This window comes from Agromyces tropicus, from assembly GCF_039531345.1.
GTDB classification, from domain to species: Bacteria; Actinomycetota; Actinomycetes; order Actinomycetales; family Microbacteriaceae; genus Agromyces; species Agromyces tropicus.
The window spans coordinates 164,492-187,085 of sequence record NZ_BAAAPW010000004.1 but is presented as its reverse complement, the minus strand read 5'-3'; the positions used below and the strand labels follow the sequence as shown (position 1 = coordinate 187,085).

At 73.2% G+C, this 22,594-nt stretch carries 21 protein-coding genes; 19 read left to right on the top strand and 2 right to left on the bottom strand.

Features of this window, described 5'->3' with window-relative positions:
• Nucleotides 1–147 precede the first annotated feature (147 nt).
• The 16 genes from ABD230_RS13330 (at nt 148) to ABD230_RS13255 (ending at nt 15,847) form a co-directional block, all read left to right on the top strand.
• Nucleotides 148–1,347, top strand: a complete 1,200-nt coding sequence (locus ABD230_RS13330; protein ID WP_344374994.1) for a substrate-binding domain-containing protein — start codon at nt 148–150, stop codon at nt 1,345–1,347.
• Between the two features lie 40 nt (nt 1,348–1,387).
• Nucleotides 1,388–2,143 carry an ABC transporter ATP-binding protein gene (locus ABD230_RS13325; RefSeq protein ID WP_344374991.1) on the top strand — a complete coding sequence of 252 codons (756 nt, stop codon included), beginning with the start codon at nt 1,388–1,390 and terminating at the stop codon, nt 2,141–2,143.
• Nucleotides 2,140–2,904 carry an ABC transporter ATP-binding protein gene (locus tag ABD230_RS13320; protein ID WP_344374987.1) on the top strand — a complete coding sequence of 255 codons (765 nt, stop codon included), beginning with the start codon at nt 2,140–2,142 and terminating at the stop codon, nt 2,902–2,904. Before ABD230_RS13325 ends, ABD230_RS13320 begins: the two co-directional genes overlap by 4 nt.
• On the top strand, nt 2,904–3,782 hold the full coding sequence (locus tag ABD230_RS13315) for a branched-chain amino acid ABC transporter permease (protein ID WP_344374985.1): 879 nt from the start codon (nt 2,904–2,906) through the stop codon (nt 3,780–3,782). The genes ABD230_RS13320 and ABD230_RS13315 overlap by 1 nt, the downstream gene beginning before the upstream one ends.
• Nucleotides 3,779–4,867: a branched-chain amino acid ABC transporter permease gene (locus ABD230_RS13310; RefSeq protein WP_344374984.1), complete on the top strand. Its 1,089-nt coding sequence runs from the start codon at nt 3,779–3,781 to the stop codon at nt 4,865–4,867. The genes ABD230_RS13315 and ABD230_RS13310 overlap by 4 nt, the downstream gene beginning before the upstream one ends.
• Nucleotides 4,860–6,425, top strand: coding sequence for a class I adenylate-forming enzyme family protein (locus ABD230_RS13305; RefSeq protein ID WP_344374979.1), 1,566 nt, complete (start codon nt 4,860–4,862; stop codon nt 6,423–6,425). The genes ABD230_RS13310 and ABD230_RS13305 overlap by 8 nt, the downstream gene beginning before the upstream one ends.
• Nucleotides 6,422–7,081 (top strand): TetR/AcrR family transcriptional regulator, encoded by a 660-nt coding sequence (locus tag ABD230_RS13300; protein WP_344374976.1) that lies wholly within the window; start codon nt 6,422–6,424, stop codon nt 7,079–7,081. The genes ABD230_RS13305 and ABD230_RS13300 overlap by 4 nt, the downstream gene beginning before the upstream one ends.
• Nucleotides 7,078–7,824: a 3-hydroxybutyrate dehydrogenase gene (locus tag ABD230_RS13295; protein WP_344374974.1), complete on the top strand. Its 747-nt coding sequence runs from the start codon at nt 7,078–7,080 to the stop codon at nt 7,822–7,824. Before ABD230_RS13300 ends, ABD230_RS13295 begins: the two co-directional genes overlap by 4 nt.
• Nucleotides 7,821–8,732 carry an alpha/beta hydrolase gene (locus ABD230_RS13290; protein WP_344374970.1) on the top strand — a complete coding sequence of 304 codons (912 nt, stop codon included), beginning with the start codon at nt 7,821–7,823 and terminating at the stop codon, nt 8,730–8,732. The genes ABD230_RS13295 and ABD230_RS13290 overlap by 4 nt, the downstream gene beginning before the upstream one ends.
• A 15-nt stretch (nt 8,733–8,747) precedes the next feature.
• A complete protein-coding gene (locus ABD230_RS13285; RefSeq protein WP_344374967.1) occupies nt 8,748–9,521 on the top strand; it encodes a CoA transferase subunit A in 774 nt (257 codons plus the stop codon).
• 1 nt (nt 9,522) lies between these two features.
• Nucleotides 9,523–10,173, top strand: coding sequence for a CoA transferase subunit B (locus ABD230_RS13280; RefSeq protein ID WP_344374964.1), 651 nt, complete (start codon nt 9,523–9,525; stop codon nt 10,171–10,173).
• A 66-nt stretch (nt 10,174–10,239) separates the two neighbouring features.
• On the top strand, nt 10,240–11,316 hold the full coding sequence (locus ABD230_RS13275; protein WP_344374960.1) for an alpha/beta fold hydrolase: 1,077 nt from the start codon (nt 10,240–10,242) through the stop codon (nt 11,314–11,316).
• Nucleotides 11,317–11,444: 128 nt separating this feature from the next.
• Nucleotides 11,445–12,530 carry a YihY/virulence factor BrkB family protein gene (locus ABD230_RS13270; RefSeq protein WP_344374957.1) on the top strand — a complete coding sequence of 362 codons (1,086 nt, stop codon included), beginning with the start codon at nt 11,445–11,447 and terminating at the stop codon, nt 12,528–12,530.
• 91 nt (nt 12,531–12,621) lie between these two features.
• Nucleotides 12,622–13,752, top strand: coding sequence for a flavodoxin-dependent (E)-4-hydroxy-3-methylbut-2-enyl-diphosphate synthase (ispG, locus tag ABD230_RS13265; RefSeq protein ID WP_344375705.1), 1,131 nt, complete (start codon nt 12,622–12,624; stop codon nt 13,750–13,752).
• Between the two features lie 108 nt (nt 13,753–13,860).
• The gene (locus ABD230_RS13260) at nt 13,861–14,034 is read left to right on the top strand and encodes a hypothetical protein (protein ID WP_344374954.1); all 174 of its coding nucleotides are present in this window, start codon (nt 13,861–13,863) and stop codon (nt 14,032–14,034) included.
• 46 nt (nt 14,035–14,080) lie between these two features.
• A complete protein-coding gene (locus ABD230_RS13255) occupies nt 14,081–15,847 on the top strand; it encodes a proline--tRNA ligase (RefSeq protein WP_344374952.1) in 1,767 nt (588 codons plus the stop codon).
• 12 nt (nt 15,848–15,859) lie between these two features.
• On the opposite strand, the gene ABD230_RS13250 is transcribed toward ABD230_RS13255, so the two are convergent.
• Both ABD230_RS13250 and ABD230_RS13245 read right to left on the bottom strand, forming a co-directional pair.
• Nucleotides 15,860–16,669: a DUF1206 domain-containing protein gene (locus ABD230_RS13250; RefSeq protein ID WP_344374949.1), complete on the bottom strand. Its 810-nt coding sequence runs from the start codon at nt 16,667–16,669 to the stop codon at nt 15,860–15,862.
• A 133-nt stretch (nt 16,670–16,802) separates the two neighbouring features.
• A complete protein-coding gene (locus ABD230_RS13245) occupies nt 16,803–17,231 on the bottom strand; it encodes a hypothetical protein (protein WP_344374947.1) in 429 nt (142 codons plus the stop codon).
• Nucleotides 17,232–17,384: 153 nt separating this feature from the next.
• On the opposite strand from ABD230_RS13245, the gene ABD230_RS19130 reads away from it, so the two are divergent.
• Genes ABD230_RS19130 through ABD230_RS13230 form a run of 3 tightly spaced genes read left to right on the top strand, consistent with a single transcriptional unit; the run spans nt 17,385 to nt 22,573 of the window.
• Complete coding sequence (locus ABD230_RS19130) at nt 17,385–18,659, top strand: helix-turn-helix transcriptional regulator (RefSeq protein ID WP_425546235.1); 1,275 nt, start codon at nt 17,385–17,387, stop codon at nt 18,657–18,659.
• The gene (locus ABD230_RS13235; protein WP_344374945.1) at nt 18,656–19,168 is read left to right on the top strand and encodes a hypothetical protein; all 513 of its coding nucleotides are present in this window, start codon (nt 18,656–18,658) and stop codon (nt 19,166–19,168) included. The genes ABD230_RS19130 and ABD230_RS13235 overlap by 4 nt, the downstream gene beginning before the upstream one ends.
• 45 nt (nt 19,169–19,213) lie before the next feature.
• Nucleotides 19,214–22,573, top strand: coding sequence for an AfsR/SARP family transcriptional regulator (locus ABD230_RS13230; RefSeq protein ID WP_344374942.1), 3,360 nt, complete (start codon nt 19,214–19,216; stop codon nt 22,571–22,573).
• Nucleotides 22,574–22,594: the final 21 nt, after the last annotated feature.

Genomic DNA, 22,594 nt, shown 5'->3' with positions numbered 1-22,594 from the left:
GTGGGACTCCTTCGTCTCGGTGGGGGTGCACGGGGTGGGCGCACCGGTCCGGGTTGCGCGTCGTGCGCGATCGACTCTAGTGTACGTTCCTGAGACCTGAACCACCTGTCAGGTTCGACACCGTCGTCACCCAGAGAGGCTCACAGCATGCGAGTTACACCGAAGTACCTCGCGCCGGCGCTCGTCGCCGCCGCGGCGATCACGCTGGCCGGTTGCGCACCGACCACCGCGGCCGGGGGAGGCGACGCCGACGGGGCGGACGCCGCGCCCGTCGCGATCGGCATGATCACGTCCCAGACCGGACCCCTCGCCGCCTACGGCGAGGCCTACACCGCCGGGTTCGAGGCCGGCCTCGACTACGCCACGGACGGCACGGGCGAGGTCGACGGCCGCGAGCTCGACGTCACCTGGGAGGACGACCAGGGCAACCCCGACACCGCGGTCGCCAAGGCCAAGGACCTCATCGGCCAGGGCACCACGGTGCTCGCCGGCACGGTCGTCTCGGGCATCGCGCTCTCGCTCGCCGAGCAGGCCGAGCAGAACGAGATCCTCTACATCTCCGGTCCGGCCGCGGCCGACGCCATCACCGGCGTGAACGACTACACGTTCCGCTCCGGCCGCCAGACCTACCAGGACGTGGCCACCGCGGGCACGTTCATCGGCGACCCCGACGGCAAGAAGGTCGTCGTGTTCGCGCAGGACACCGCGTTCGGCCAGGGCAACCTCGCCGGCGTCGAGGCGGTGCTCGGCGGCCAGGGCGCCGACGTGCAGGGCGTGCTCGTCGCGGAGGACGCGACCGAGTTCACCCCGTTCGCGCAGCAGCTCATCGACGCGCAGCCCGACCTGATCTTCGTCGCGTGGGCGGGCGCCTCCTCGGGCGCGATGTGGACCGCGCTGCAGCAGCAGGGCGTCTTCGACGCGGCCCCGGTCGTCACCGGCCTCGGCGACGTCGCGACCTACCAGGCCTACGGCGACGCGTCCGGCGACATCTCCTTCCTCAACCACTACTTCGGCGGCGCCGCGGGCACCGACATCGAGGACGAGATGATCACCCGGCTCGACGAGGCGGGCGCCGTGCCCGACCTCTTCTCGGTCGACGGCTTCGTCGCCGCGCAGATGATCGTGCAGGCCGTGCGCGAGGGCGGCGACGACGTCGACGCCATGATCGACGCGCTCGAGGGCTGGACCTTCGAGTCGGTCAAGGGCGAGGTCACCGTGCGCGCCGAGGATCACGCGCTCATCCAGCCGATGTACCAGGTGAAGCTCGTCGAGGGCGCCGACGGCTGGGCTCCCGAGCTCGTCGAGACCGTCGACGCCGACACCGTCGCCCCGCCGGTCGCCGGCTGATCGACCCCGACCACCAGGCACGGAAGGCCCCATCGCGATCATGACCGACCACCCGGCGCTCGAACTCGAGCACGTCGACCTCCGCATCGGCGGCGCACAGCTCCTGAAGGACGTGTCGCTCGCCGTGCCGGAGGGCGAGATGCTCGGCGTCATCGGCCCGAACGGCGCCGGCAAGACGACGCTCTTCAACGTCGTCTCCGGAGTCCTCAGGCCGACCGGCGGGGCCGTGCGCCTCGCGGGCGCCGACGTGACCACGCAGCCCGTGCACCGGCGCGCCGCGGCCGGCCTCGGCCGCACGTTCCAGACGTCGAGCCTCTTCCCGGCGCTCGGCGTGCTCGAGAACGTGCGGCTGGCCGCCCAGGCGCGCGAGGGCCGCGCGGCATCCGTGTTCCGCACCCCGCGGCGCACGGATGCCGCGACCCGACGTGCCCTCGCGGCGCTCGAGGAGGTCGGCATGGCCCACCGGGCCGACGCCGGCGCCTCGGGCCTCGCGCACGGCGAGAAGCGCAAGGTCGAGATCGCGATGCTCATCGCGATGGAGCCGCGCGTGATCCTCCTCGACGAGCCCATGGCGGGCGTCGGCTCGGCCGACGTCCCGGCGCTCACCGAGGTGATCCGCGGGCTCCATCGCGGCGGGCGCACCGTCCTCATGGTCGAGCACCACATGGACGTCGTGCTCGGTCTCGCCGACCGGGTCGCCGTCATGCACCACGGCGAGCTGCTCGCCGCCGACTCCCCGGAGGCCGTCATGGCGAACCCCACCGTCCAGTCCGCATACCTCGGGACCGCCGCATGAGCGCCCGCCCCGCCACCGACCCGACGCCGAACCCCGACCCGCCCCTCGACGTCGAGCCCATCCTCTCCGTCCGCGGCCTCCACGGCCGCATCGCCGGCCAGCAGGTCGTCGAGGACGTCTCGTTCGACGTCCCGGTCCGCGGCGTGACGGCCCTCCTCGGCCGCAACGGCGTCGGCAAGACGTCGACCATCAAGTCGGTCCTCGGCCTCATCGAGCGCTCCGGCGAGGTCCGCCTCGCGGGCGAGCGCATCGACCGGCTGCCGACGCACCGCATCGTGCAGCGCGGCGTGGCGTACGTGCCCGAGGACCGCGAGGTCTTCGGCTCGCTGACGGTCGCCGAGAACCTGCGGCTCGCCGAACGCGACCGATCGCCCCGCCGCGAGCTCGTTGCCTCGCTGTTCCCCGACCTGGAGGCCCGCCGCGACCAGCGCGCCGGCACCCTCTCGGGCGGGCAGCAGCAGATGGTCTCGCTCGCCCGGGCGCTCGTCAACGAGAACCGGCTGCTGCTCGTCGACGAGCCCACGAAGGGGCTCGCGCCCCGCATCGTCGACGAGGTGGCCGACGCGCTCGCCGAGGCGGCACGGACCGCGCCGATCCTCCTCGTGGAGCAGAACCTGCTCGTCGTGCGGCGCCTCGCCGAGCGCGTCGTCGTGCTCTCCTCCGGTCGCGTCGTCTTCACCGGCACGGCGGACGAGCTCCTCGACGACCACGACCGGGTCCAGCGCTTCCTCGGCGTCCACGACGAACGGGAGGCCGCCTGATGGACACCCTCGTCCTCCTGCTCATCACCGGGCTCGGCCTCGGCGCGCTCTACTTCCTCGTCGCGAGCGGGCTCTCGCTCATCTACGGCCTCATGGGCGTGCTCAACTTCGCGCACGGCGCGTTCCTGACGATCGCCGCGTTCCTCGGCTGGGAGGCCGGTCGCCGGATCTCCGACGGCACGTGGACCGGCCTCGCGATCTCGGCCGTCGTCGGCATCCTGGTGGGCGCCACGGTCGCCGTGCTGACCGAGGTGCTCATCATCCGCCGCCTCTACGAGCGCCACATCGAGCAGGCGCTGGTCACGGTCGGCATCTCGCTCGCCGCGGTCGCCCTGTTCGAGGGCATCTGGGGCACCGACCCGATCTACACCGACCGTCCGGCGTGGCTCACGCAGACGACCGAGATCCTCGGCGCGCGGATCCCGAACGACCGCTTCCTGCTCATCGCCTGCGCCGCCCTGGTGCTCGGCGGCATCGTGGTCTTCCTCCGGAAGACGCGGTACGGACTCATCATCCGCGCCGGCGTCGAGAACCGGAACATGGTGACCGCGCTCGGCATCGACGTGCGCCGTTCGTTCACGCTCGTCTTCGCCATCGGCGGCGCCGCGGCGGGCCTCGGCGGCGTGCTGGCCTCGGTCTACTACGGGTACGTCTCGGCGCACCTCGGCTCGGTGCTGTTGATCTTCGCATTCATCGTCACGGTGATCGGCGGGCTCGGCTCGCTCACGGGCGCGGCGATCGCGTCCGTCCTCGTGGCCGTGCTCCAGCAGTTCGCCAACTTCTACCTCGGCGGCACCGGCGACCTCGTGGTCGTCGTCCTCCTGGCCGCCGTGCTGCTCATCCGCCCGCGTGGGCTCCTCGGGAAGGCCGCCGCATGACCGCGAAGACCACCCGCCTGCTCGTCGGCGGCATCCTGCTCGTCATCGGGCTCGCCGTGCTGCCCCTGCTCGCGATCGACGTCCCCGGCGTGCTGCCCGGGCCCACCTACACGGCCGGCACGCTGCAGCTGCTCGCGTTCGCATTGCTGATCGCGGCGCTCGCCCTCACCTACCGCATGATGTTCGGGCTCGCCGGGCTCCTCTCGTTCGGCCACGCGCTGTTCTTCGCGGCCGGCGCCTACGGGCTCGCGATGACGCTCGAGGCCTTCGGGCCGGCCGAGTGGCCGAGCGCGCTCGTCTTCACGGCGTCGATCCTCGTCACCCTCGTGCTCGGCTTCGTGCTCGCCGCGACCGTCGGCGCCCTCGCGCTGCGGGTCACCGGCATCTCGTTCGCCATGGTCACGCTCGCCTTCGCCCAGGCCGGCTCGGTGCTCGTGCGGCGCAACCCCGGCGGCGCCACGGGCGGCGACGAGGGCATCCCGCTCGACACGGCCAACGTGCCGCCCGAGCTCGTGGGCGTCGTCGACACCCGCAACCTGTACTGGATGGCGCTCGGCATCCTGGTCGTCGTGTACCTCATCGTGCTCTGGGTCGAGCGCAGCCGCGCCGGCCACGTCGCCGAGGCCGTCCGCGAGAACGAGCTCCGGGTGCGCGTCATCGGCATGCGGCCGTACGACGTCAAGCTGCTCGTGTTCATCGTGGCGTCGGTGCTCGCGTCGGTGGCCGGGATGGGGTACCTGCTGCTCCAGTCGGGCGCGGCACCGCGCATCGCGACGGCCGACTTCACCCTGACGCTGCTCGTCATCGTCGTGCTCGGCGGGGTGGGGGCGCGCTGGGGCGCGATCGTCGGCGGTATCGTCTACACACTGCTCGACCAGCGGCTCACGGCGCTCGCCGGGTCGGACGCGATCGCCGCCCTCCCCGACGTGCTCCGGATCCCGCTGTCCGAGCCGCTCTTCATCCTGGGCACGCTGTTCGTGCTGGTGGTGCTGTTCCTCCCGGGCGGCATCGCGGGACTGCCGTCCCGCATCGCCACCGGTCGGCGGCAGCACCCCGCCGAGCCGGAGGAGGCGGTCGATGCCTGACGGAGCCTGCACCCTGGGTCGTTGGACCGCGGACCGCGCACGGACCGCTCCCGACGCCGTCGCGATCGACGACCGCGGCGTGGCGGTCACGTACCGCGAACTCGACGACCGCGCCACGCGGCTGGCCGCCGCGTTCCGCGCGGCGGGCTACGCGATCGGCGACCGCGTGGCCACGATCACGGGCAACAGCGCCGACCACGTCGTGGTGTTCTTCGCGTGCGCCAAGGCGGGCCTCGTGCTCGTCCCGCTGTCGTGGCGGCTCTCGCCGCGCGAGCTGGCCGAGCAGCTCGAGATCGCCGACCCGGTGCTCCTGCTCGTCGAGGACGAGTTCCAGACGCTCGCCCGCGCGACGCTCGGGCGCCTGGCCGGTCGTCTCCCCGTCGCGGCGCTCGGCTCGCACGGGGTCGAGCAGCGCCTGCCGCACCCCGGGGGGCGACGCGAGGCGCCGGCCACGCGGACGGACGTGCGCGACGAGGACGCCCTCCTCATCGTGTTCACCTCGGGCACGACCTCGCGGCCCAAGGGCGCGATGCTGACCCACGCGAACTGCTTCTGGACGAACCTCTCGCTGTCGAAGACCATCCCGATCGGCGACGACGACGTCGTGCTCGCCGTGATGCCGCAGTTCCACGTCGGCGGCTGGAACATCCAGCCCCTGCTGGCGTGGTGGTCCGGTGCGACGGTCGTGCTCGAGCGCACCTTCGACCCCGGCCGCGTGCTGCGGCTCGTCGCCGAGCGCGGCATCACGACCATGATGGGCGTGCCGGCCAACTACCTCTTCCTGGCGCAGCACCCGGACTTCGCGCACACCGACCTCTCGCGGCTCGGCCACGCCGTCGTCGGCGGCGCCCCGATGCCGCCCGCGCTGCTGCGGACGTGGCATGCGCGGGGCGTCGCGCTCACCCAGGGCTACGGGCTCACCGAGGCCTCACCGAACGTGCTCTGCCTGCCCGACCGCGAGGCGCGCGAGCGCGTCGGCTCGGCCGGCCTGCCCTACGCGCACGTCGACGTCGCCGTCGCCGATCCGGCGACCAGCGAGCTGCTCGACGGCGCCGTCGAGGGCGAGCTCCTCGTCTCCGGTCCCGGCGTCTTCCCCGGGTACTTCCGCGACCCCGAGGCCACCGCCGCCGCGCTCTGTGACGGGTGGCTGCACACGGGCGACCTGGTCCGCCGCGACGCGGACGGCTACTTCACGATCGTGGATCGGCTGACCGACGTGTACATCTCCGGCGGCGAGGGCGTCTCGCCCGCCGAGGTGGAGTCGGTGCTCATCGCCCACCCGGCCGTCGCCGACGTCGCCGTCGTGGGCGTGCCGGACGACCGATGGGGTGAGGCCGGGTCGGCCTGGGTGGTGCTCCGGCCCGGCGCGATCACGGATGCCGCCGAGCTCACCGAGTTCGCTCGCGGCTCGCTCGCGGGCTACAAGGTCCCGCGCGACCTCCACTTCATCGACGAGATCCCACGGTCCACGGCGGCGAAGACGCTGCGCCGGGTGCTGGCGGAGCGCGCGGCGCGGCTGCGCGAGGCCGAGGCCACGGCGGACGGAGCACACGCGTGAGCGCCGCGCCCCGGACCGCGCGCGGCGAGAAGACGCGCCGCCGACTGCTCGAGGCCGCCGAGCACGTGTTCGCCGACCACGGCTACACCGACGCGTCCGTCTCGCGCATCACCGAGCGGGCGGGCGTCGGGCAGGGCACGTTCTACCTGTACTTCGACTCCAAGCTCGACGTGTTCGACGAGCTCGTCGAGGACCTGAACCAGCGCGTGCGGCACGCGATGAGCGAGGGTGCGCGCGGCGCGACCTCCCGGCTCGAGGCCGAACGCGAGGGCTTCGCGGCGTTCTTCCGCTTCACGGCCGAGCACCCGGCCCTGTACCGGGTCGTGCGGGAGGCCGAGTTCGTCTCGCCGGGCGCGCTGCGCCTGCACTACACGCGCATCGTCGAGGGCTACATCGACGGGCTGCGCCAGGCGCAGCTGGACGGCGAGATCGGCGACATCGACCCGACCGTGGCGGCGTGGGCGCTCATGGGCATCGGCGAGATGATCGGCATGCGCTGGGTGCTCTGGGGCAACGGGGACGGCCCCGGCGCCGACGCGGACCCGACCGCCTCGGGCACCGACGCGGTCCCCGAGCACGTGCTCGACGAGATGATGCGATTCATCGGCGGCGCCCTGGGACGGGGCGACCGCCGCAGCGAAGGGGAGGACTCATGACCGGACTGTCCGGACGACGGGCGATCGTCACCGGGGGAGCGAGCGGCATCGGCCTCGCGTGCGCCGAGGCGTTCGCCGAGGCCGGCGCGCACGTGACGATCGCCGACCTCAACGGCGAGGCGGCGACGGCGGCGGCCGAGCGCATCGGCGGCGAGGCCTGGCAGGTCGACCTGGGCGACACCGGGGCGCTCGCCGACCTCGCCCTGGAGGCCGACATCCTGGTCAACAACGCGGGCATCCAGCACGTGCGCCCGATCGAGGAGTTCGAGCCCGAGCGGTTCGCGCTGATCCTGCGCATCATGCTCGAGGCGCCGTTCCTGCTCATCCGCGCCGCCCTGCCCGGCATGTACGAGCGCGGCTGGGGTCGGGTGATCAACCTGTCGAGCGTGCACGGCCTCCGGGCCTCCCCGTTCAAGTCGGCGTACGTGGCCGCGAAGCACGGGCTCGAGGGGCTCTCGAAGGTGACCGCCCTCGAGGGCGGGCCGCACGGCGTCACGTCGAACTGCGTGAACCCCGGCTACGTGCGCACGCCGCTCGTCGAGAAGCAGATCGCCGACCAGGCGACGGTGCACGGGATCCCCGAGGAGGACGTGGTCGAGAAGGTCATGCTCACCGAGTCGGCGATCAAGCGCCTCGTCGAGCCGACCGAGGTGGCCAGCCTCGTCCGGTGGCTGGCGAGCGACGACGCCCGCATGGTGACGGGTGCCAGCTACACGATGGACGGCGGATGGAGCGCGCGATGAGCGGACCCGAGCCCTTCGCCGCGCCGGTGCGCGGCGGCGACCTCGCCGGCGGGCAGTGGCGGGCGGATGCCGCGGGCGTGCCGATGCTCGCCATCCACGGCATCACGGCGAGCCACCGCGCGTGGCACCACGTCGCCGCCGCGCTGCCCGACCGTCGCATCGTGGCGCCCGACCTGCGTGGGCGCGGCCGCTCCGCCGACCTGCCGGGCCCGTGGTCGCTCCGCGACCACGCCGACGACCAGCTGCGCGTGCTCGACGCCCTCGGCATCGATCGGGCGTTCGTGGTCGGCCACTCGATGGGCGCGTTCGTGACGGTGCGCTTCGCGGCCGCGCACCCCGACCGCGTCGCCGGGGTCGTGCTCGTCGACGGCGGCCTGCCGATCCCGCACCCCGAGGGGCTGGACCCGGAGGAGGTGGCCGCCGCCGTGCTCGGTCCGGCGATCGCCCGGCTGGAGATGCGGTTCGCCGACCACGACGCGTACGCCGAGTTCTGGAAGGCGCACCCGGCGATCGGCCCGGTGTGGGACGAGCGGGTCGCCGACTACGTCGCCTACGACCTGGTCGGCGCGGAGCCCGAACTGCGCAGCTCGTCGCGCGCCGAGGCGGTCGCCCAGAACGTGCTCGAGCTCGACGGCGGCGACGGCTACCTGGAGGACCTGCTCGGACTTCCCGGCCCCGTCGACTTCCTCCGCGCGGAGCGCGGGATGCTCGACCAGCCCGAGGCGCTGTACCCTGCCGAACGGGTGGCGGCGGACGCAGAACTGATGCCGGCGCTCCGCGTCACCGAGGTCGCGGAGCTCAACCACTACACCATCGTCATGACGGATGCGGGCGCCGCCCGGGTCGCCGAGGTCGTCGCACCGCGGCTGGCCGAGGCGGACGCCGCGGCATCCGTCGGGACGCGTTGACGAGGAGGTCACACGATGACACTGGACAAGACCGTCGGATCGGCCGCTGAGGCGGTCGCCGACATCCCGGACGGCGCGTCGCTCGCCGTCGGCGGGTTCGGGCTCTGCGGCATCCCCATGGTGCTGATCCAGGCGCTGCTCGAGCGCCGGGTCGGCGACCTGTCGGTCGTCTCGAACAACTGCGGCGTCGACGACTGGGGCCTCGGGGTCCTCCTCGGCGCGGGCCTCATCCGCAAGATGACCTCGTCGTACGTGGGCGAGAACAAGGAGTTCGAGCGGCAGTACCTCTCGGGCGAGCTCGAGCTCGAGCTGACCCCGCAGGGCACGCTCGCCGAGAAGCTCCGCGCCGGCGGCGCCGGCATCGCCGGGTTCTTCACGCAGACCGGCGTCGGCACCCAGGTCGCCGAGGGCGGCCTGCCGCAGAAGTACGCCGCCGACGGGTCGATCGCGATCGCCTCGAAGGCCAAGCCCGTGCAGACCTTCACGATGCGCGGCGAGGAGCACGAGTTCGTGCTCGAGGAGGCCATCACGACCGACTTCGCGCTCGTGCACGCCCTGAAGGGTGACCGGCACGGCAACCTCGTCTTCGACAAGTCGGCCCGCAACTTCTCGCCGCTGTGCGCGATGGCCGGCCGGATCTGCATCGCCGAGGTGGAGGAGCTCGTCGAGCCCGGCGAGATCGACGCCGACGCCGTGCACCTGCCCGGCATCTTCGTCGACCGCGTCGTCGAGGTCGGCACCGACGTCGAGAAGCGGATCGAACGCCGCACCGTGCGAGAGGGGAACTGAGATGGCGCTCACCAGGCTCGAGATGGCCGCACGCGCGGCGAAGGAGCTGGCCGACGGCTCGTACGTGAACCTCGGCATCGGCCTGCCGACGCTCGTCCCGAACTACGTGCCCGACGGGGTCACGGTCGTGCTGCAGTCCGAGAACGGCATCCTCGGCGTCGGGCCGTACCCGACCGAGGACCAGGTCGACCCCGACCTCATCAACGCCGGCAAGGAGACCGTGACCGTGCTTCCGGGCGCGGCCTACTTCGACTCCGCGACGAGCTTCGGCATGATCCGCGGCGGCAAGGTCGACGCGGCCATCCTCGGCGCCATGCAGGTGTCGAAGGACGGGGACCTCGCGAACTGGATGATCCCCGGGAAGATGGTCAAGGGACCCGGCGGGGCGATGGACCTCGTGCACGGCGCCCGCAAGCGCATCGTGCTCATGGAGCACGTCGCCAAGGACGGCTCGCCGAAGATCGTCGACGCGTGCTCGCTGCCGCTCACCGGCAGGGGCGTCGTCGACCGGATCATCACCGACCTCGCCGTCATCGACGTGACGCCCGACGGGCTGAAGCTCGTCGAGCTCGCGCCCGGCGTCACCGTCGAGGAGGTCGTGGAGAAGACCCAGCCCGAGCTCGACACGTCGGGCGTCACCGCACTCACGTAGCCCAACCCGCACCACCCGCACCGCCTGCAGCACCCGCACCACCCCGAAGGCCCGAAGGAGCGCCACATGGACCACATCCTCCCCGGCATCGTCGTACACGAGCTCGCGACGCCGCGCTACACCGCGCAGGTGCTCGAGCGTCCCAGTGCGGACGCCGACGCCCCGCGCGCGACCGTGCTGTTCGTGCACGGCAACGTGTCGTCGTCGCTGTTCTGGCAGCCGACCATGCTCGCGCTGCCGGCCGACGTCCGGGCGCTCGCCGTGGACCTGCGCGGCTTCGGCGGCAGCGAGGTGCGGCCGGTCGACGCGACCCGCGGGCTCGGCGACTACGCCGAGGACGTGGCGTCGGTCGTCGAGGCCCTCGGACTCGACGAGGTGCACCTCGTCGGCTGGAGCATGGGCGGCGGGGTCGTGATGCAGGCGCTCATCGAGCACGCGCTGCCCGTGGCATCCGTCACGCTCGTGAACCCCGTCTCGCCGTACGGCTTCGGGGCGACGGATGCCGCGGGCCGGCTGCTCACGCCCGATGCCGCCGGCTCGGGCGGCGGGGGCGCGAACCCGGACTTCATCGCCCGGCTCCGTGACGGCGACCGGACCGCCGACGCCCCGTCGTCGCCGCGCTCGGTCTATCTCGGCACGTACGTCACGCCCGGCTTCGCGTCCGAGCACGACGACCGCTGGGTCGAGTCGATGCTCACGACGGCGATCGGCGAGGACAACTACCCGGGCGACGCGACGCCGTCCGAGAACTGGCCCGGCTTCGCCCCGGGCACGCGCGGTGTGCTCAACACGATGGCCCCGACCAGCTTCGACGTCAGCGGTATCGTCGACCTCGACGCCAAGCCGCCGATCCTGTGGATCCGCGGTGCGAACGACGTGATCGTGTCGGACACCTCGCTCTTCGACCTGAACCACCTCGGCGCGCTCGGCGTGATCCCCGGCTGGCCGGGCGAGGACGTCGCGCCCGCGCAGCCGATGGTCGCCCAGACGCGCGCGGTCCTCGACCGCTACGCCGAGCGCGGCGGCACCTACCGCGAGGCCGTCTTCGAGGCGAGCGGCCACTCGCCGCTCATCGAGGAGCCCGAGCGCTTCGTCGCCGAGCTCGTCGCGCACGTGGTCGGGGAGGGCGAGGCGGCCGCCTGAGCCGCCGGCCGCGACGGAGAACTCGGCTGGGGTGCGCCGAGGGCGCGCCCCCGCCTTCGCGCCACCCCCTGCCGAACGCGAGCCGTTCGGCGCAGGATGGTGGTCCAGGCCCCGTGAGGGAGGAACGCATGCTCGGCGCGCCACTCGACCACGACGTCCCCGTGGCGGACCCGCGGGATCCGCGCAAGCCCTCCTCGCCGTTCCAGATCACGCGTCGCGCGTGGCGGTACCTGGCGAGACGCGTGTTCCGCGAGTTCATCGACGACGAGTGCCTCGACACCGCGGCCGCGTTGACGTTCTGGGGGACCCTCTCGGTGTTCCCGGGGCTCCTCGCGGTGACCTCACTGCTCGCGCTCGTCGGCCAGGGCGGCGCCATCCGCGAGATCCTCGGCCTCGCCGAGCAGGTCGCGCCCGGCCCGGTGCTGGAGGTGGTCGAGGAGCCGCTGCGGGCCTTCGCGGGGTCGCGTGCGGCGACCATCGGCTTCCTCACCGGCCTCGTCATCGCGCTGTGGTCGGCCTCGGGCTACGTCGCGGCCTTCACGCGGGCCATGAACCGCATCCTCGAGATCGACGAGGGCCGGCCGTTCTGGAAGCTGCGCCCGTTCCAGCTCCTCATCACGGTCGGGGCCATCGTGCTGGTGACGATCGTCGCCGTGATCCTCGTCGTCTCCGGTCCGGTCGCGGATGCCGTCGGCGAGGCGCTCGGCGTCGGTGCGACGCTGCGCACCGCGTGGGACGTCGCGAAGTGGCCCCTGCTGGCGGCGGTCGTCGTGCTGGTGGTCGCGCTGCTGTACTACGCGACCCCGAACGCCCGGCAGCCGAGGTTCCGCTGGATCAGCCTCGGCGCGCTCATCGCGATCGTCCTCATGCTCGTCGCGTCGGGCGGCTTCGCGCTCTACGTCGCGAACTTCTCCGACTACGACCGCACGTACGGATCGCTCGCGGGCATCATCGTGTTCCTGCTGTGGCTCTGGATCACGAACGCCGCGCTGCTGCTCGGCGCCGAGTTCAACGCGGAGCTCGAGCGCACCCGCCAGCTGCAGGCGGGGATCCCCGCCGAGGAACGGCTCAGGATGCCGCCCCGCGGCACGCGCAGCATCGAGAAGGCCGCCGAGCGGCACCGCCGCAACCTCGAGCTCGGCCGTCGCATCCGACGGGCGCACGATGCGGAACCGGACCACGACGGCGAGCGCGGCGAGGAGCGTCGCACCTGACCGGCACGCCCGCCCCGGGCCATCCGTTCGATGGAGGCCCCGCCCAGCGACCCGGCCGTAGACTCGAGTCGTGCCTGCAGTGAATCTCGGAATGCCCAAGGTCCCCGAAGTCCTCGCGCCCCGGCGCAAGTCCCGGCAGATCAAGGTGGGCAAGGTGCTCGTGGGCGGCGACGCCCCCGTGAGCGTGCAGTCGATGACGACGACGCCGACGCCGAACATCAACGCGACCCTGCAGCAGATCGCCGAGCTCACCGCCTCCGGCTGCGACATCGTCCGCGTCGCCGTGCCGAGCCGCGACGACGCCGAGGCGCTGCCCATCATCGCGAAGAAGAGCCAGATCCCGGTCATCGCCGACATCCACTTCCAGCCGAACTACGTGTTCGCGGCCATCGACGCCGGCTGCGCCGCCGTGCGCGTCAACCCCGGCAACATCCGCAAGTTCGACGACCGCGTCGGCGAGATCGCCGCCCGGGCGAAGGCCGCCGGCGTGTCGCTCCGCATCGGCGTGAACGCCGGGTCGCTCGACCCGCGCCTCCTCGAGAAGTACGGCAAGGCGACCCCGGAGGCGCTCGTCGAGTCCGCCGTCTGGGAGGCGAGCCTGTTCGAGGAGCACGACTTCCACGACTTCAAGATCTCGGTCAAGCACAACGACCCGATCGTGATGGTCAAGGCGTACCGCATGCTCGCCGAGCGCGGCGACTGGCCGCTGCACCTCGGCGTCACCGAGGCGGGCCCTGCCTTCCAGGGCACCATCAAGTCCGCGACCGCATTCGGCATCCTGCTCGGCGAGGGCATCGGCGACACCATCCGCGTCTCGCTCTCCGCGCCGCCGGTCGAGGAGGTCAAGGTCGGCCTGCAGATCCTGCAGTCGCTGAACCTCCGCGAGCGCAAGCTCGAGATCGTCTCGTGCCCGTCGTGCGGGCGCGCGCAGGTCGACGTCTACAAGCTCGCGAACGACGTCACCGACGGCCTGGAGGGCATGAGCGTGCCGCTCCGCGTGGCCGTGATGGGCTGCGTGGTGAACGGTCCCGGCGAGGCCCGCGAGGCCGACCTCGGCGTCGCGTCGGGCAACGGCAAGGGCCAGATCTTCGTCAAGGGCGAGGTCATCAAGACCGTGCCGGAGGCCGAGATCGTCGAGACGCTCATCGCCGAGGCCAACCGCATCGCCGCCGAGATGGGCGCCGACGCACCGGTCGGCGAGCCGACCGTCGTCACCTCCTGACTCGGATCGGGCGCACACCGGTCACCCCGGTACCCCCTGTCCGCCCGTTCCCGCCGAGGGTAATGTGACGCGCACGGGCCCGGGGGAGGGCCCGGGAAGGATGGCGCGATGAGCGGCGACGGCTACGAGTACCCGGACGAGGCGGGCTACCCGGACGGGACGGGAACGCTGCACGAGGGCACGGACGACTCGGACGCGGCACCGGCCGACGCGGCCGACGCCGCCGAGCAGGACCTGGAGTCGTTCGCGATGGAGGACGAGCGCGACGTCGACGGCGACTGAGCGCCGAGCTTCGGAGCGCGGCATCCGCCCTGCATAGAATCGTCGGGTGCCCACACGCCTGACGAACTTCTTCCTCCGCACGCTCCGTGAAGACCCCGCCGACGCCGAGGTCGCGAGCCACAAGCTGCTCGTGCGCGCCGGCTACATCCGGCGCCAGGCGCCGGGCGTGTTCGCGTGGCTGCCGCTCGGCCTCCGCGTGAAGGCGAAGATCGAGCGGGTCGTCCGCGAGGAGATGGAGGCCGCCGGAGCGCACGAGGTGCACTTCCCGGCGCTGCTGCCGCGCGAGCCCTACGAGCAGACCGGCCGCTGGACCGAGTACGGCGACGCGCTGTTCCGGCTCAAGGACCGCAAGGAGGCGGACTACCTCCTCGCCCCGACGCACGAGGAGGTCTTCACGCTGCTCGTGAAGGACCTGTACTCGTCGTACAAGGAGCTCCCGCTCACGATCTACCAGATCCAGGACAAGTACCGCGACGAGGCGCGCCCGCGCGCGGGCCTCCTGCGCGGCCGCGAGTTCACCATGAAGGACGCCTACTCGTTCGACGTCAGCGACGAGGGGCTCGACGCGTCGTACCAGGCGCAGCGCGACGCATACGAGCGGATCTTCGCGCGCCTCGGCCTCGACTACGTCATCGTCAAGGCCGATGCCGGCGCGATGGGCGGCTCCAAGAGCGAGGAGTTCCTCCACCCGACGCCGGTCGGCGAGGACACCTTCGTGCGCTCGGCCGGCGGCTACGCCGCGAACGTCGAGGCGTACACGACCGTCGCGCCCGAGCCGATCCCGTTCGACGGGCTGCCCGCGGCCGAGATCCTCGACTCGCCGAACACGCCGACGATCGCCACGCTCGTCGACCTCGCGAACCTCGAGTACCCGCGGCCCGACGGCCGGGACTGGACGGCGGCCGACACGCTGAAGAACGTCGTCCTCGCGCTCACCCACCTCGACGGCACGCGCGAGCTCGTCGTCGTCGGCCTGCCCGGCGACCGGGAGGTCGACGCCAAGCGCGTCGAGGTCGCGTTCGCGCCGGCCGAGGTCGAGCCGGCGACCGAGGAGGACTTCGCGCGCCACCCGGGTCTCGTCAAGGGCTACATCGGCCCCTGGTCGCCCGAGGGTCCGGTGCTCGGCGCCGAGTCGAGCACGGGCATCCGCTTCCTCGTCGACCCCCGGGTCGTCGACGGCACCGAGTGGATCACGGGAGCCAACCTCGACGAGAAGCACGTGTTCGGACTCGTCGCCGGCCGCGACTTCACGGCCGACGGCGTAGTCGAGGCCGCGAACGTGCGCGAAGGCGACCCGGCGCCCGACGGCTCCGGCCCCGTCGAGATCGCGCGCGGCATGGAGATCGGCCACGTGTTCCAGCTCGGCCGCAAGTACGCCGAGGCGCTCGGGCTGAAGGTGCTCGACGAGAACGGCAAGCTCGCCACCGTGACGATGGGCTCGTACGGCATCGGCGTGACCCGCATCCTCGCGATCATCGCCGAGCTGCACAACGACGAGAAGGGGCTCGTGTGGCCGCCGTCGGTCGCGCCGTTCGACGTCCACGTGCTCGCGACGGGGAAGGACACCGCGGCCTTCGACGCCGCCGAGCGCGTCGTCGCCGACCTCGAGGCCGCCGGCCTCGACGTGCTCTTCGACGACCGGCCCAAGCTGTCGCCGGGCGTCAAGTTCGCCGACGCCGAGCTCATCGGCGTGCCGACCATCGTGATCGCCGGTCGCGGCGTGGCGGACGGCGTCGTCGAGGTCTGGGACCGGGCGTCGGGCGAGCGCACCAGCGTGCCGATCGACGGCGTGCGCGCCGCGCTCGGACGCTAGCGTCGTCTCCGATCACATGCGGGAATACCGCGACCGGGCGAAGCAGTAGATGCCGTAGACGATGAGTCCGGCGCCGACCAGCCAGAGCAGGACGGTGCCGAACGGGAGGTCGGCGAGGCTCTTCAGGGCCGCGTCGAGGCCGCCGGCCTTCTCGGGGTCCTGCGTGAGCGAGGCGATCACGAACAGGATCCCGACGATGCCCACCGCGATGCCCTTGGCGATGTAGCCGACCGTGCCGAGGGCGAGCGTGCCCGTGCGCACGGCCCCGGACGGCAGCGAGAGGTGCTTGGCGAAGCGCTGGGTGGCGCCGCGGTAGACGAACGCGATGCCGATGCCGAGGACGACGAGGCCCACGAGCACGAGCAGGAACACCCCTCCCGGCGTCGCGAGCAGTTGGGCACTCAGCGTCTGCGAGGACTGGTCGGAGTTCGAGCGGCCGCCGAGGGCGTACACCAGCGACGTGACGGCGATCGAGACGTATGCGATCGCCGTCCCGACGTACTTGACGCGGTGGCCCCACTTCTTCTTCGAGTCGGGGTCGCGCTCGAGGAAGGCCTCGGTCACCTGCCATATGGCGAGCGCGAAGAGTCCGAGCGCGATGACCCAGAGCAGCACGACCCCGAAGGGCAGCTGGACGAGCTGCTGCATGGCGCCGCTCTGGTCGGCCTCGCCGCCCCCGGCCCCCACCGACACCGAGATCGCGATCGCGCCGATCACGATGTGCACGATGCCGAGCACCACGTAGCCGATGCGTGCGGCGACTTCGAAGGCCTTCGAGTTCTGCGCCGCGCTGGCCGCGGCCTTGCTGGTATCGGTCATCATCCGGTCACTGTAGCGACGCGGGCGCCTGCGCCGTCAGGGGGCCCCGCCTGCTTGCGTCCGCACGATCCGGAGTGGTAACGGCGGGTGCGCGGCGATGGCGGATGCGTCGGGGGCATCCGCCATCGCCCGTCTCTCATGCTCCCGTCGGACGCGGACCGCCCACGAGCGCCACGCCGACCGCGGCGACCACGGCGAAGGCGGCGTCCGGCACCCAGGTCCCCAGGGCGGCCACGTGCCAGACGAAGAACAGGGGGAGCGCCCACAGGGCGGCACGGACGACCCGGGAGCCGAGGCCGCCCACGACCGCGGCGATGCCGAGCACGGCGGCGAGCGCTCCGAACGAGGCGATGAGCACGGTCGCCGCTGGGGCGAACGCGTCGTCGCCCGCGACGAGCGTCGACAACGCGAACACCGCCGAGAGGGCGAGCAGGGCGACGAGGAGCGACTGGCCGACGCGGGTGCGGACGCGAGCGGCGCGCGCACTGCGGGACGAGGGCTGGGCGAGCGGGTCGATCGGGCGTGCGGCGGCGCCGTCGTGATCGGCGTCGAGCGATGCGGGCATGGGGTTCCTCCGGCGACTGGTCGGTTCGGATGCCGGGGGATCCCGGCAGGGCCAGCCAACCGTCGGCCGCGGCGTCGCGCACTGCGGCGGACCGCACGGATCCTGCGGTCGACCGCAGGATCCGGCGTGGCGGAAGGGTGGGATACTTCCCGCATGGTGCGGATGTCGCCGGCGCTCCGGGCGGTCGTGCTCGGTGCGGCGGCCGCGGTCGGCCTCGCCGTCGTGCTCGTCGCCGCGCCCGTGCCGCCCGACGAGTCCGGTCCGGCCCTCGTCGTGCCCGTGATGTTCGTCCTCGCGGGTCTCCTCGGCCCTGTCCGGCGCGGCTCCGCATTCACGTGCACCGCGGTCGCCCTCGTCGGCACGCTCCACCTCGTCGCCCTCGGGGCCTCGGCCCTCGCCCTCGCGGCCGTCGAGCCGCCCGTCGCCTGGCACGTGGCGTCGCAGGTGCTGTTCGTCGCGGGCTTCGGGATGCTCGTCCCGCTCGCGGCGGGATACCCGGGCGGGCCGGCGCCGCGCTGGACGTACGTCGTGCTCGCGGCCGGCGCCGTCGTGCCCGCGCTCGCCGCGTTCTCGGGCCCGACCCCCGGCGTGCTCGGCGGCGCGGCGCCGCTCCGCCCGATCGCGCACGTCCTCCCGGGGTGGGTCGCGGAGGCGAGCGCCGTCGTCTTCCTGCTCCCGGCCGCGGCCGTGGCCGTCGGCGTCGTGCGGATGGTCCGGGGCGACCGCGCCCTGCGACGGCGACTCGCGTGGCCGCTGGCCGCGCTCGGCGGGTTCGCGGTCGTCATCGCGATCGGCGCCGCCGTCGCGTCCGAGGCGGGAGCCCTGGCCACGGCGCTGTTCCTCGTCGCCTCGCCGCTCGTGCCCGTGGGGCTGATCGCGGGAAGCCGTGCGCCCGAGGACGCGGGCGCCGACGTGCGGATCCTGCGCCGGGAACTGCGGGCGATCGCGGCACGTCTCGACGCCGCCTCGCTCGCCCTGCCCGGCGACGCGGACGGGATCGGACCGGGACGCGTGGGCGACCTCGATCCGCGCCTGTCGCGCCTCACCGCGCGGGAGACGGCCGTGCTCGCGCTCCTGGCCCGAGGACGCAGCAATCCCGCCATCGCGCGGGAGCTCCACGTCTCGCTCTCGGCGGTCGAGAAGCACGTCACCTCGATCTTCCAGAAGCTCGAGCTGCCGACCGGCCCGGACACGCATCGTCGCGTGGCCGCCAGCGCGGCCTACCTGTCGACGGAACCACGTGATGCCGACCCTCGGAGGACGGGACGTCGAACGGCGTCGGATATCGACCCGCTGGGCACGGATAGCGAACGGATAGCGGGCCGCGCCAGCCTCGGATCATGGGACGGGGAACGCAGCGCGATCTCCCCGGACGAGGGCGGTGATCCCACGCCGCCGACCGGAGACACCGAGAGGTGGAGGGAATGATGTTCGCAGCAACCACGCATCGCCGCACGCACCACCGCATCGCCGGAGTCGCGGCGGCAGCCGCGCTGCTCCTCACCGGGTGCGCGACGGCCGATCAGGCCGATCAGGCCCCGGCGACCGCCGCCGCCGGATCGGAACCCTCGGCCGAGGCCTCGTGGGACGACCCGATCTGGGAGGCCTACGGCGAGGACGGGGAGAACGTCGAGGAGATCGAGGGCGTCGCCGAGGACTTCCCCGCGCAGTTCCCGCTTCCGGACGGGGACCTGGCGGGCTCGATCGTGGCGCCCGGTGTCTGGAGCATGATCTTCGAGACCGACGAACCCGAGCAGGCGGAGGAGCTGGCCGAGCGGATCGGCGAGATCGTCCCACAGGTGGCGAGCGGCCCCCTGCGCAGCGGCGAGGAGGGAGCGGAGTGGGGCTTCGTCGACGACCGCTTCGTCGTCGCGCTCGAGATGCGGCCCGGTCCCAACCCGCCGGCGATGGTGGCCATCACCGTGCTCGAGCGGTGACGCCGCCCCGTTGACGCGTCCGTCGCCCCGGCCCACACTGCCAGCATGACCGTGTGCGTGCTCGGTCCCCTCGACACCGGTGGGCCGGCGCTCAGCCCGAGGGAGCGGATCATCCTGTCCGCCCTGGTCGTGCGGCGCGCGCGGCCGGTGTCGCCGGATGAACTGGCCGACGCGTGCTGGGGCGAGCGGCTCCCGAAGACCTGGACGCAGCAGGTCCAGAACGCGATCGCGAGGATCCGCTCGCGTCTCGGCCGGGACGCCGTGCTCACGGTCGGCGGCGGCTACCGACTGGGCGTTCCGGACGGCGCCGTCGACGCGGTCAGGTTCGAGCGCGAGGTGTCGCGCGCGCGGCGGTACGGGCTGGAGGGCGCGCATGATCGCGCGGCCGCCGCATACCGTCGGGCGCTCGGGCTCTGGCGAGGCGATCCCTACCCGGACGTCCCCGACTGGCCGCCCGCGCGCGCCGAGGCGATGCGCCTCGCCGGGATCCGTGCGGACGCGGAGGAGGAACTGCTCGACGCGCGACTCCGCCTCGGCGAGGACGCGGCGGTCATCCCCGAGGCCGAGCGGATGGTGCGGGAGGCACCGCTGCGCGAACACCGCTGGGCCGTCCTCGCGCTCGCCAACTACCGGGCCGGCCGGCAGGCCGAGGCGATCGGGGTCCTCCGATCCGCACGCGTGCGGATCGTGGAGGAGCTGGGACTCGACCTCGGCAGCGAGCTCCGCGGCCTCGAGGTCGACATCCTCCGCCACGATCCGGCACTCGAACCGGGCGCGGGGGCCGAGGGGGCAGGTGGCCCGGATGCGGAGTGCCCGTACCGCGGCCTCGCGGCGTACGACGTCGACGACGCCGCGGTGTTCTTCGGCCGGGACGGCGACATCGGAGCGATCCTCGCGCGCGTGCGCGCCCGGGCGATCGTGACGATCGTCGGTCCGAGCGGGTCGGGGAAGTCCTCGGTGCTGCGCGCCGGCGTCGTGCCGCGGATGCGCGAGCTGGGGCGACGCGTGGTCGTGGTCACTCCCGACGAGCCCGGCCTCGCCGAGCTCCGCGAGACGGTCGGCGGAGAACCCGCCACGCTCGCCGTGGACCAGGCCGAAGAGCTGCTCGACCTGCCCGATGCGGAGCTGCGCGAGCTCGGAGCGCTCATCCGCTCGTGGCTCGAGGCCGGCGGCGGCATGGTCCTCACGCTCCGCTCGGACTTCCTCGACCGAGCCAGCGCGGTGCCCGTGATCGGCACGACGCTCGGGCAGGACGTCTACGCCCTCGCCCCGATGGACGACGAGGGCCTCCGGCTCGCCTGCACGGGGCCTGCCGAGGCCGCGGGCCTCTCACTCGAGACCGGGCTGGTCGAGGTCATCCTCCGGGATGCCGGGCACCGCGCCGCCATCCTCCCCGCCCTGTCCCACGCACTCGCGGCGACGTGGGGTCGTCGGGACGGCGCGACCCTCACCCTCGAGGGCTACGACGCGGTCGGCGGGATCGCCGGCGCGATCGCGGGCTCGGCGGAGCGGGTGTACGGCGCCCTCGGCACCGAGGGGCGGGAGGTCTGCCGCTCCCTCATGATGCGGCTCGTCGAGCGCACGCCGGAGGGGGCGACCGTCCGTCGCCGCGTGCCGCTGGAGACGCTCGCCGACGGGGCCACGCGTCGCGCCGTCCTCGAGTCCCTCGTCGCGGCGAGGCTGGTCACGATCGACCGCGACTCCGCGATCATCGCCCACGAGGCCGTCGGACGGGCCTGGCCGCGGCTGGATGCGTGGCTCGACGAGGATGCCGGGGACGCGCGGATGCTGCGGCGGACCGAGGCCGCCGCGGCGGCGTGGCATGCGGCCGGACGGCCCGACGACGAGCTCCTGCGCGGCGCGAGGCTGCAGTCGGCCGTCGAATGGCGGGAGCGCGCCGCCCCGGCGCTCACGGGCACCGAATCCGACTACCTCGCCGCGTCCGTCGCCGCGCACCGCGACGAGATTCGCGACCTGGAGGCGCGCGCGGAGCGGGAGCAGCGCGTCAACCGCCGGTTGCGTGTCGCATTGGCGGTGGCGGCGCTCCTCGCGGTGATCGCCGTCGTCGCCTCCGGCCTGGCGGTCGTGCGGAGCGCGGACGCCGAGGCCGCGGCCGAGCAGGCCCGCATCGAAGCGCTCACCTCGGCCGCGTCGAGCACCGAGACCGACCGGGAGGTCGCGGCACTCCTGGCCGCCGAGGTCCATCGGCGCTGGCCCGACGACCCGCGAGCGAGGATCGCACTCGAAGGGGCCCTCGGCCGCGCGGGCGGGTTGGTGCGCACGGTGCGCTTCCCCGACGCCGTGAGCGTCGCCGCGGCCGTCATCCCCGGTACCCGCACGGCGCTCGTCACGGTCGATCCCGCCTCGGAGGGCGGCGAGGACGGTGCAGGCCCGACCACGACGGTCCTCGACCTCACGACCGGCGCGGTCGTGCGCGACGTCGACGTGGAGCTCGCCTCCCTCGGGGGCGATGCGGCCCGCAGCGCGAGCCGATCGGCCGCGCCGTACCGTCAGGTGGTGGTCAGCGAGGACGGGTCGACGGCGTTGATCCACACGCGGCGCCAGTCGCCCGCCGATCCCGGGACCTGCTGCGTGAGCGACCTCGTCGCGGTGCCACTGCGTTCGGACGGGGTCGCGCTCGAGGCGCTGACGCTGGAGGCGGATCTCGTCGACCGCCCGGTGCTCGCGCCCGACGGCCGCGCCGCATTCCTGCTCCTCCGGGGCGCCGGCGAACCGGCGAGGATCGACCTGACGACGGGCCGCCTCATCCGCCCGCCCGATTCGGCCGCGGCGTCGGAGACCGGCGTCGGCGTGCAGCGGATCGCGCTCGTCGACGACCGACTGTACGGCGGCGCAGGCGACCACCTCCGCGTCTACGACCCCGAGTCGCTCAGGCGCACCGGCGTCATCGACCTGCCGGTCAGGGGGACGGCGTCGATGACCTCACTCCTCCTCGCGTCGGACGGAGTCGGCGGACTGCTCGCGATGTCGTCCGCCCGGGCGGCGCGCGTCGGCATCCCGTCCGGCGACGTGGACTGGGTGCGGACCGACCTGAACTGCTCGACCGTGCTCGCCGGACCGGAAGCGGGCTTCCTCTGCGCCCGCGTCGACGGGATCTGGGCGTACGACCCGGACACCGGGCAGCCGACGCGCCGGATGCTGGAGCCGCTGTCGTCGTGGACGTCGACGGTGGACTGGATCGCGGGCGCCGCCGAGGTCATGACGGTGACCCGAGACCCCGCCATGATCCGGCGCTGGCGTCCGAGCGGCGGATACGCGGTGCGGGACCTCGAGGGCCTGCGCGACGCGGCGTGCGCCGTCGCGTCCCGTCAGCTCACCAGAACGGAATGGGCGGACCACTTCGGCGACGAGCCGTACCGGCCCACCTGCCCCGACGCGCCCTGAGCCGGCGCCGCGCCGGACCCG

Bases quoted from the DNA above. Each gene is read 5' to 3' on its own strand.
- ABD230_RS13235 (WP_344374945.1), top strand. From the start codon at position 18,656: ATGATGTTCGCAGCAACCACGCATCGCCGCACGCACCACCGCATCGCC.
- ABD230_RS13275 (WP_344374960.1), top strand. From the start codon at position 10,240: ATGGACCACATCCTCCCCGGCATCGTCGTACACGAGCTCGCGACGCCG.
- ispG (WP_344375705.1), top strand. From the start codon at position 12,622: ATGCCCAAGGTCCCCGAAGTCCTCGCGCCCCGGCGCAAGTCCCGGCAG.
- ABD230_RS13230 (WP_344374942.1), top strand. From the start codon at position 19,214: ATGACCGTGTGCGTGCTCGGTCCCCTCGACACCGGTGGGCCGGCGCTC.
- ABD230_RS13290 (WP_344374970.1), top strand. From the start codon at position 7,821: ATGAGCGGACCCGAGCCCTTCGCCGCGCCGGTGCGCGGCGGCGACCTC.
- ABD230_RS13285 (WP_344374967.1), top strand. From the start codon at position 8,748: ATGACACTGGACAAGACCGTCGGATCGGCCGCTGAGGCGGTCGCCGAC.
- ABD230_RS13245 (WP_344374947.1), bottom strand. From the start codon at position 17,231: ATGCCCGCATCGCTCGACGCCGATCACGACGGCGCCGCCGCACGCCCG.
- ABD230_RS13315 (WP_344374985.1), top strand. From the start codon at position 2,904: ATGGACACCCTCGTCCTCCTGCTCATCACCGGGCTCGGCCTCGGCGCG.
- ABD230_RS13325 (WP_344374991.1), top strand. From the start codon at position 1,388: ATGACCGACCACCCGGCGCTCGAACTCGAGCACGTCGACCTCCGCATC.
- ABD230_RS13330 (WP_344374994.1), top strand. From the start codon at position 148: ATGCGAGTTACACCGAAGTACCTCGCGCCGGCGCTCGTCGCCGCCGCG.
- ABD230_RS13270 (WP_344374957.1), top strand. From the start codon at position 11,445: ATGCTCGGCGCGCCACTCGACCACGACGTCCCCGTGGCGGACCCGCGG.
- ABD230_RS13295 (WP_344374974.1), top strand. From the start codon at position 7,078: ATGACCGGACTGTCCGGACGACGGGCGATCGTCACCGGGGGAGCGAGC.
- ABD230_RS19130 (WP_425546235.1), top strand. From the start codon at position 17,385: ATGGTGCGGATGTCGCCGGCGCTCCGGGCGGTCGTGCTCGGTGCGGCG.
- ABD230_RS13320 (WP_344374987.1), top strand. From the start codon at position 2,140: ATGAGCGCCCGCCCCGCCACCGACCCGACGCCGAACCCCGACCCGCCC.
- ABD230_RS13305 (WP_344374979.1), top strand. From the start codon at position 4,860: ATGCCTGACGGAGCCTGCACCCTGGGTCGTTGGACCGCGGACCGCGCA.
- ABD230_RS13280 (WP_344374964.1), top strand. From the start codon at position 9,523: ATGGCGCTCACCAGGCTCGAGATGGCCGCACGCGCGGCGAAGGAGCTG.
- ABD230_RS13250 (WP_344374949.1), bottom strand. From the start codon at position 16,669: ATGATGACCGATACCAGCAAGGCCGCGGCCAGCGCGGCGCAGAACTCG.
- ABD230_RS13310 (WP_344374984.1), top strand. From the start codon at position 3,779: ATGACCGCGAAGACCACCCGCCTGCTCGTCGGCGGCATCCTGCTCGTC.
- ABD230_RS13260 (WP_344374954.1), top strand. From the start codon at position 13,861: ATGAGCGGCGACGGCTACGAGTACCCGGACGAGGCGGGCTACCCGGAC.